Origin of the sequence: Corallococcus sp. CA047B, assembly GCF_003612065.1 — a bacterium.
In the GTDB taxonomy this organism is placed as follows: domain Bacteria; phylum Myxococcota; class Myxococcia; order Myxococcales; family Myxococcaceae; genus Corallococcus; species Corallococcus praedator.
The window spans coordinates 1-435 of record NZ_RAWD01000734.1; the positions used below are offsets into that span (position 1 = coordinate 1).

At 73.8% G+C, this 435-nt stretch carries 1 protein-coding gene; it reads right to left on the reverse strand.

What is annotated here, in order from left to right; genetic code table 11:
- On the reverse strand, positions 1-426 hold a 426-nt coding region (locus D7X74_RS42420), incomplete at its 3' end, for a hypothetical protein (RefSeq protein ID WP_199742037.1).
- Positions 427-435 lie beyond the last annotated feature (9 nt).

Here is a 435-nt window from a genome sequence, read left to right on the forward strand (position 1 = left end):
CACGACGGCGAGGACGGCGAGCGTCGCGATGCCCTGCCCCTCGCCCCACGAGCGCACGTAGCCGGGAGCGACCGCGACGAGCGCGAGCACGGGCAGTCCGATGGCGCCGCCGAGCGCGAGGCCGACGGCCGCCGTCCCCTCGGGCACGCCGAGGACGGCCAGTCGGCGCGGATCGCTCCACGGCGGCCGGACCCGAGAGAACGGCAGCACGGCGTAGGCGATGACGAGGAGCGCACCGGCACCCACCACGAGCGCACGGACGTCAGCCAGCGGGTCGTCGCGCAGCGAGCCCGCGAGGGCGGAGACGGCGAAGGAGGCGCCGAGGACGAGGAGGACCGACACGACCGTGACGAACAGTCGGCGTGGCTCGTGCCGCACCGTGTTCGCGATCGTCTGGAGCCTCAGTCGGAGAAGCTCTGCAACCATTCCATGCCC